The 8,227-nt window shown below is 40.7% G+C and carries 7 protein-coding genes and 1 pseudogene; 3 read left to right on the top strand and 5 right to left on the bottom strand.

The genetic code is table 11. The annotated features are described in order from the left end of the window. The 3 genes and pseudogenes from HMPREF0849_RS01715 to HMPREF0849_RS01725 form a co-directional block, all read left to right on the top strand. Positions 1 to 233, top strand: a pseudogene (locus HMPREF0849_RS01715) (ATP-dependent Clp protease ATP-binding subunit); the annotation flags it as partial. A gap of 130 nt (positions 234 to 363) precedes the next feature. Beyond that, positions 364 to 816, top strand: coding sequence for an NUDIX hydrolase (locus tag HMPREF0849_RS01720; protein WP_000013176.1), 453 nt, complete (start codon positions 364 to 366; stop codon positions 814 to 816). A gap of 58 nt (positions 817 to 874) precedes the next feature. Beyond that, complete coding sequence (locus tag HMPREF0849_RS01725) at positions 875 to 1,174, top strand: DUF1827 family protein (RefSeq protein ID WP_000767205.1); 300 nt, start codon at positions 875 to 877, stop codon at positions 1,172 to 1,174. 70 nt (positions 1,175 to 1,244) lie between these two features. On the opposite strand, the gene metK is transcribed toward HMPREF0849_RS01725, so the two are convergent. The 5 genes from metK to HMPREF0849_RS10165 all read right to left on the bottom strand — a co-directional run. Beyond that, a complete protein-coding gene (gene metK / locus HMPREF0849_RS01730; RefSeq protein ID WP_000003916.1) occupies positions 1,245 to 2,435 on the bottom strand; it encodes a methionine adenosyltransferase in 1,191 nt (396 codons plus the stop codon). Positions 2,436 to 2,736: 301 nt separating this feature from the next. Then, positions 2,737 to 4,116, bottom strand: coding sequence for a VWA domain-containing protein (locus HMPREF0849_RS01735; RefSeq protein WP_000361430.1), 1,380 nt, complete (start codon positions 4,114 to 4,116; stop codon positions 2,737 to 2,739). A gap of 241 nt (positions 4,117 to 4,357) precedes the next feature. Then, entirely contained in the window at positions 4,358 to 5,701 is a 1,344-nt protein-coding gene (locus tag HMPREF0849_RS01740) for a DEAD/DEAH box helicase (RefSeq protein WP_009013512.1), read from the bottom strand. A gap of 132 nt (positions 5,702 to 5,833) precedes the next feature. After that, entirely contained in the window at positions 5,834 to 6,649 is an 816-nt protein-coding gene (locus HMPREF0849_RS01745) for an endonuclease/exonuclease/phosphatase family protein (RefSeq protein WP_000670848.1), read from the bottom strand. Positions 6,650 to 6,700: 51 nt separating this feature from the next. Then, a partial coding sequence (locus HMPREF0849_RS10165) for a glucose PTS transporter subunit IIA (protein WP_000313681.1) occupies positions 6,701 to 8,227 on the bottom strand: 1,527 nt, incomplete at its 5' end.

Below are 8,227 nucleotides of genomic sequence, written 5' to 3' on the forward strand. Positions count from 1 at the left end.
CGGACAAGGTCAAAGAAAAATTAGTTGACCTAGGATATGATCCAAAAATGGGAGCGCGCCCTCTCCGCCGTACCATTCAAGACCATATCGAGGATGCCATCACTGACTATTACCTTGAAAATCCAAGTGAAAAAGACCTCAAGGCAGTCATGACAAGCAATGGCAAGATTCAAATCAAATCTGCCAAAAAAACTGAAAAAACAGAAGAGATTGCTTCTGAAATAGAAGAATAAATCTATCTAACAAGTGCAGAAAGTCTATCATTTTCTGCACCTTTTTTACTAAAATAAATGTAAAACCTTGACAGCTTGCCCCTCGTCCATTATGATAATAATAAAGACACTAGAGAATGAGGAAAAAGCAATGGCAAACCCAACTTATGGTGATAAAAAAGAGAATGTGACCTACCAGCCCCGCTATGGTGTGTACGCAGTTATTCCGGATGCGGAGAAAAAACAAATTGTCCTAGTTCAAGCTCCCAATGGGGCTTGGTTCTTGCCAGGTGGAGAGATTGAAGCAGGCGAAGATCATCAAGAAGCACTGAAGAGAGAACTAATCGAAGAACTTGGCTTTACAGCTGAGATTGGAACCTATTATGGACAAGCTGATGAGTATTTCTACTCTCGCCACCGTGATACCTACTACTACAATCCAGCTTATCTCTATGAAGCTATTTCTTTCCAAGAAGTACAAAAACCATTGGAAGATTTTAATCATATTGCTTGGTTTCCTATTGATGAAGCAATTGAAAAACTCAAACGTGGTAGCCATAAATGGGGAATTGAAGCTTGGAAAATCCAGCATGGAATTGGCTAAAATACACGATTTTATCCAAAAAGTGCTATAATAGAGTTAGAAAATCGGAGGAACTGTTATGAAGCTTATCAATACGACAAACTCACACTCGCAACTTGTTAAAAGCCAATTAGAAAGCACAGACGCAACTCTTGTCGAGGTCTATTCTGCTGGAAACACAGATGTAGTTTTCACACAAGCCCCGCTTCACTATGAAATCCTCATTTCCAACAAACACCGTGCTATTCGTGAACCTGAAATCGAAACCATTCAAGACTTCTTCTTGAAACGTAAAATCGATAAAGGAAGCATTGATGAAGCCAATATCAAGACGCTTTATTCAGATAAATTGATTGAGATTTCAATACCTATAAAATAAGAAGACCAGCCGAAAGCTGGTTTTCTTTTGCAAAAAAGATTGGCAGTGCACAGCTACCAATCTTTTAATTCTATTTCACAGCTTCTTTCAAAGCATCTACCTTGTCCAAACGTTCCCATGGAAGGTCAATATCTGTACGTCCCATGTGTCCATAAGCCGCTGTTTGACGGTAAATTGGGCGTTTGAGATCCAGCATTTGAATAATTCCTGCAGGGCGAAGGTCAAAGATTTGACGCGCTGCTTTTTCAAGCTTGCTTTCAGATACTGTTCCTGTACCAAAAGTATCGATACGAACAGAAACAGGTTGCGCCACCCCGATAGCATAGGCCAATTGCACTTCTGCCTTCTTAGCAAGGCCTGCTGCAACGATATTCTTGGCAATGTAGCGAGCTGCATAAGAGGCTGAACGGTCCACTTTCGTCGCATCCTTACCAGAGAAGGCACCACCACCATGGCGAGAGTAGCCACCATAGGTATCCACGATAATCTTACGACCAGTCAAACCTGAGTCCCCTTGAGGTCCACCGATTACAAAACGACCAGTTGGATTGATGAAGAATTTGGTTTGCTCATCCAAGTAAGAAGCTGGGATCACCTCTTTGATAACCTTGTTAATCACATCATTGTGAATTTGTTCATTGCTAACTTCTGGATCGTGCTGAGTTGAAATAACGACTGTGTCCACACGTACCGGACGGTCATTTTCATCATACTCAACCGTAACTTGTGATTTAGCATCTGGACGGAGATAGCTGATTTCACCAGACTTACGAAGTTCTGCCAAACGACGAACCAACTTATGACTGAGTGAGATTGGCAATGGCATGAGTTCTTCTGTCTCATCCACCGCAAATCCAAACATAAGACCTTGGTCACCAGCACCAATCAAGTCAAGCGGATCTTGATCTGCATTTCCACGGACTTCCAAGGCTTCGTTAACTCCTTGGGCGATATCTGGTGACTGCTCAACAAGCGACGGATGAACTCCCACCGTCTCCGCAGAAAAACCATACTCTGTATTGGTATAACCAATCTCTGCAATGGTATCACGAACCACACGGTTGATATCCACATAAGCATTTGTAGAAATTTCACCAAAAACATGGACCGAACCTGTGTATACAGCTGTCTCGGCAGCAACGTGCGCATCTGGATCCTTTGCTAAAATAGCATCCAAAATCGCATCTGAAATTTGGTCTGCAATCTTATCCGGATGCCCCTCAGATACAGATTCAGACGTGAATAATTTACGTTCTGACATAAAAATGTCCCCCCTTAAAAAATATTGTTATAGAGTTACAAAGTACTGATAGGAAAACTACTAGTAATGAATACCTACCACCTTATCGGGACTATATAACCTTATCATTATACCACTTTTTACTTTTTTTTGCAGTATTTTCTCTAAATCGAAAAAAGAACCTTACGGCTCTTTTCTCGTCATAAAAATTTGGCTTGTACTCCATAATACAGAAGGTCATACCTATGCTAATCTGCATACTTCGTTTACAAACTACCTATTTTTTATCACAATGTTCTTACAAACAATCTTCCAGTTAGGCTTACTGTTCCTTAGACTTTCTATTGCTTACAGTTAAGCCAAGTCCAGCCATTAGGAGGCCAAGCCCCACAATACCATAGTTCGCTGTATCATTACTTCCTGTATCAGGGAGTTTCGCCACTTCTTTTTTATAAGCTGTAGCTACTGGAACTGTGGTAGTTGGAGTCGCACTTCCTGTCTGAGCAATAGGTAGTGTTGTACGACGTTCTAGGTAAAATTGGTAATTATCTTTCGTTACCTTGTAATTGTGTCCTTCAGTCACAGTTTCAACAATCCATGTAGTTGCATCCTTAGTTAAAGAATCAGCCAAGTTACGATCAATATTCATTAATCGACCTTCAGATGCAAAATCTTTATAGCTAATATCGGTCCCTGTCGAAGTTGCAACAATTCTTTCGATTTTTGCGGCTTTCAAAGACGCAAGAGTATTCGCCATCGTTGGAATTGAAGGATCCTCCTTCATTGGAGCATCTGTCAACAATACGACAAACTTTTTATTTTTAGGTGACTTAGACCAGTCGTAGGTTGAAATAATTTGTGTAAGAGCAGGTGTAGATGTTTCAGGGAAGTCTCCACCATGTGCAAGCTTAATGCCTGCTAATGCTTTTTCAAGCTCAGCTGGGTCAGAGGTAAAATAAGATTCATTAAATTTTGTTAAAATTGTACCCTCATCTGCTAATCCACCTATACGTCCATATACTTCATCACTAAAGGTAGCTAATCCAAAACGTGCTGCTACTCCATCTTTAGCAAGATTTCTTGCAAACTCATTGATATTGTTACGGACAGTGTCAATAGTTCGAGACATAGATGCTGAACGGTCCACAACAAAAACGATATCGGCAGAGTTAGATTTTGAAATCGTTCTTGTCGCTTTCTTGATTTCGACTGTAGTTGTTTTATCAACACGTTCATATTGGGTATAAGAATTTCCATCTTCATCTTTCCCACTCACTGTACTCTCAGTTGTTTCAGTCTTTGGAGCAGGAAGTTCTTCACTTTTTACAGGTGCCACTTCTGTCTTTGTGACTTCGACTGTTGCAGTTTCTTCATGAATCTTTTGATCACCTTCTTGGCGTTCTTTCACGTCAATAGGTGAAACCTTCTTAGAAAAATCAACAAGTTCTCCAGGTTTTGCATCTGATTGGTTAACGACTGGTTTCGCCTCATCAGCTTTAATTTCTGCTACAGCAGCTTCGACTGCCGATTTATTTGCTTCGGTTTTCTTTACTGTTTCAGCTGAAGTAGATGCCGGTTGTGTTGTTTCATCTGCAGACACTTGTCCGACCTGAGCAAAAGCAAACAAAATTGCTACAGAAGCCAACCCAACTTTCATTTTACGGAATGAAAAACGTTGTTGTTTCATAAATGATTTATCCATAGAAGTCCCCTTTTCTTTTCACGGATCAAATGATATAATCCGATTATTTTATAGTATGATAACACAATTTTGTATAGTTTTCAATTTTTTTCCTTACGATTTCAATAAAATATTGCTCTAAAAAAGGTTTTAAAGCAATTACTGTTTTATAAATCAAATTATTTAAAATATATAATTATTATCTCCTTTGAATATTTCCGGAAATAAAAACTCAGTAGAATCACCTGATTCTACTGAGTTCTTAAAATGTTTGGCGTTTGGCTTTTCGCTCTGCACGGCCACGTGCGCGATTTTCAGCACGCTTGGTTTTGCGGCGTTTTTCATCCACCGCCCATTTGATTTTCTTCTTATAACCCGGTTTAACTTTTTTCTTTTTCTTTTTAACCAAGCCAATCATTTCAATATCAAGCTTATCCTGCTTCTTTTCACGATTAGCACGACGATCACGGTCATAGGTATCTTGAAACTCTCCGTCTTTGACCATCTTAGGAGTAAACTTGATCCCTAATTTCTCCAACTCACGGATATCCGAGTCATCACTAGGCTGGTAAAGGGTAATCGCTGTACCAGGCAGTCCGTTGCGCCCAGTTCGTCCAACACGGTGAACAAAGAAGGACAAGTCTTGCGGAATGGCATCATTGATAACATGGCTGACCCCTTCAATGTCAATTCCACGCGCTGCCAAGTCTGTTGCAACAATGTACTCAAAATCCAGATTTTTCACCTGATTCATGATCCGTTTGCGTTCACGAGGAGCAATATCTCCATGAATCTTTGCCACCTTCAAGCCTTGAGCAGTCAAGTAAGAATGCAATTCATCAGCACGCGTTTTTGTGTTAACAAAAATCATAGCTAAATAAGGCTGCATCAACTGAGTCAGTTGGTAAATCTGAGCATTCTTATCACGGCCCTTGGTCGAAATCAACCAGTTATCAATGGTATCTGAGATGACTGTCTTAGTCTTAATTTTTTCCATGACAGGATTTGACAAGTATTTCTTCAAGAATGGTTGCAATTTTTGAGGAATCGTCGCTGAAAAAACCATGAATTGCAAGTCTTTTGGAAGGCTTCCCGCAATCTTATCAACGGTTTCCAAGAATCCCATATCCAAGGTCATATCTGCTTCATCAATTACAAAGGTCTTGGCCTTGTGAATAGCCAAATCACCAGACTTGACCAAGTCATAGATGCGACCTGGCGTTCCGATAACGATATGTGGTTGGTTACTGGCAAGTTTTTCAATCTGACGCGCCTTATCCGTACCACCCACATAATTAACCACACGAACTTCGACATCTGAGTGAGCTGCAATCTGACGAGCTGCTTGGTAAATTTGAGTGGCCAACTCACGACTTGGTGCAGTAATGACTGCTTGCACACTATCGCTAGTTTCATCTAATTGCTGGAAAATGGGTAATAAGAAAGTATGAGTCTTTCCTGAACCTGTTTTTGACTCGCCCACCAAATCACGACCTGCCAAGACAATAGGAATCAACTTTTCCTGAACTTCGGTAGGAGTCGTAAACTTCAACTCCTCCAAGGCTTCTACTATATAATTTTTAAATTGAAATTTCTTAAATGACATACTATCCTCGATTCTATCCTTTCAATTATACCATATTTTATCCTATTGCAGTAGCCCCATTTGAGTCTCAGTCCTGTAGTGAAGATTCGAATAGATTAAAAGGTTGGAACTCTCTGATTCCAACCTTTTTCATTATTTCCAGGTCAATACAGCATTCAAACCATAGTGATCACTGACTTGTGGACTATTTTGTCCATCAAAAACTACTTGTAAACTCTCTACTTCTAACTCTTTGGTCGTAAAGACGTAGTCGATTCGTAGTGGCTCGGTATTGCCTTTCCAACCATCAATTTCTGGTGGAACGGTATAGCTACCACTTCTTTCTTTCGCAACTTCAAACGCGTCTTGTAATCCTAATGGGCTAGCTAAAATCGCTTGATAGCCTTCCTGACCAGCTGGATTATTAAAATCACCTGCTAAAATCAGAGGTTTGTTCAACTCTTTTAGTACAGCCTCAAATCGTGCCCATTCTTCTTGGAAACCTTTATCCCACCAAGAGAGATGAACGCTTGCAAGAGCAAGTTCCTTACCTTCAACCTCTGTCTCAGCTAAGGCAACGCGACGAGTATGGTAGTCCGTTGGATCATCTACATCTGATACTAAAATCTCACGCGCCTTAATAGGTGTTTTGGATAAGATGGCTACGCCTTCATGGTAGCGGTCATAGCCAACATGATTGTAAGCCCAAGTCCAGTAGTAGTTTTTCCCTTTCTCAGCCAATTTTTCAACCAGAAGTCGGACATAGTGGTCCTGATGAATGGGTTCTGCTGATGGTAAAGCTTGATAGTGATTGTTAACCTCTACCTCAGGCGAAGTCATTTCTTGATTGATTTCTTGGAAACAAATCAAATCATAGTCCTTATCAAGAATGTCTTGGAGTAAGATTTGGAATTTTTCCTCTGCTTCCTTCTCCATCCAACTGTGGGTATTGAGTGTTAGAAATTTCATGCTTTTCTCCTAAAACAAGAGGTTGGAAAACAGCTTCCAACCCCAAGTATATTACAATTCTACTTTAGCAACTGCTGTTTTAGCTGCAAGAGAACCTGTTTGTTCTAATTTAACTGATTTGAGGACATCACCATTTGTGAAGACAACCACTGTTGATGTTTTGCGTCCTGCTTCTCGAATAGCATCCAAGTCAGCTGTGACAAGAAGATCACCAGCAACCACTTTTTGTCCTTCAGAGACATGAACAGTAAATGGTTTTCCTTCAAGACTTACTGTATCCAAACCAATATGAACAAGCACTTCAAGACCTGAGTCAGTGACAAGACCAAGAGCGTGTTTTGTTGGGAAGATACTAGATACAGTACCAGTAACTGGAGATACAATGTTGCCATTTGCTGGCTCTACTGCAAATCCATCACCCATCATTTTTTGAGCAAAAACTGGATCTTCCACTTGTTCCAAAGCAACAACTTGACCGTCAGCTACTGAGTAAACTTCTTCAGTTACACCTTTGAAATGGACAGTATTTTGTTGAGTTTCTGTCATTTGACTTGGAAGAGTTTCCGGAATTACTTCCCCTGAGTCAAGGATATCTTGGATATCAGATTTCAATACGTCAGCTTTTGGTCCGTAGATAGCTTGGACACCTTGTCCTTTCATGACAAGACCCATAGCTCCTTCTGCTTTCCATTGTTCCTCAGTACCAACGCGATCTGCATCTTTAACAGTTACACGAAGACGAGTCATACATGCATCCACATCTACGATATTTGCACGACCACCAAGAAGGTTAATGATATTTACGGCTTGAGAAGCTACTGCAACTTTTGGAGTTCCAGGAGTTGCTTCTTCTGATGCTCCTTCAGCTGTTTCGTAGTTTCCGTTACGTCCTGGAGTTGCGTAGTTGAATTTCTTGATCATGAAGTTGGCAATGAAGTACATGATAACCGCAAAGAGAACAGTTACCCAGATAAAGTTAACGATATCCATACCAATACCAGCATTAATTGCCAATGGTGTACGAGTCAAGAATTCAATTGAACCGAATGAGTGGACACGAAGGTGAACAATATCTGCCATAGCAAAGGCAGCACCTTGAACTACTGAATAAACAAGGTAAAGCGGTGTTGCGATGAACATGAACATATACTCGATAGGTTCAGTAACCCCTGTCAAGAATGTTGCAAGGGCTGTCGCAATCATCATACCCTTGTATTGGTGTTTCTTGTCAGCATCAACATTGCGGTAGATAGCAACGATGACACCCATCAAGATACCAAATGAACCGATCATTTGTCCAACTTTGAAACGAGCTGGAGTGACTGTTGTAAGAAGGTGTTGGTATTGGTCGGCATTTGAACCTTTAAGGTTAACAAGGTCCGTTACCCAAGCAAGCCAAAGTGGATCTTGACCAAATACTTGTGTTCCTTTTGCTGCACCGGTTAACACTTCGTATGTTCCACCAAGAGCTGTGTAGTTCATTGGGATTGTCAACATGTGGTGAAGACCGAATGGCAAGAGCAAACGTTCCAAAGTACCATACAAGAATGGTGCAAGGACTGGAGCAGTTTCTTGTGA

Source organism: Streptococcus sp. C300 (genome assembly GCF_000187645.1).
In the GTDB taxonomy this organism is placed as follows: domain Bacteria; phylum Bacillota; class Bacilli; order Lactobacillales; family Streptococcaceae; genus Streptococcus; species Streptococcus oralis_CQ.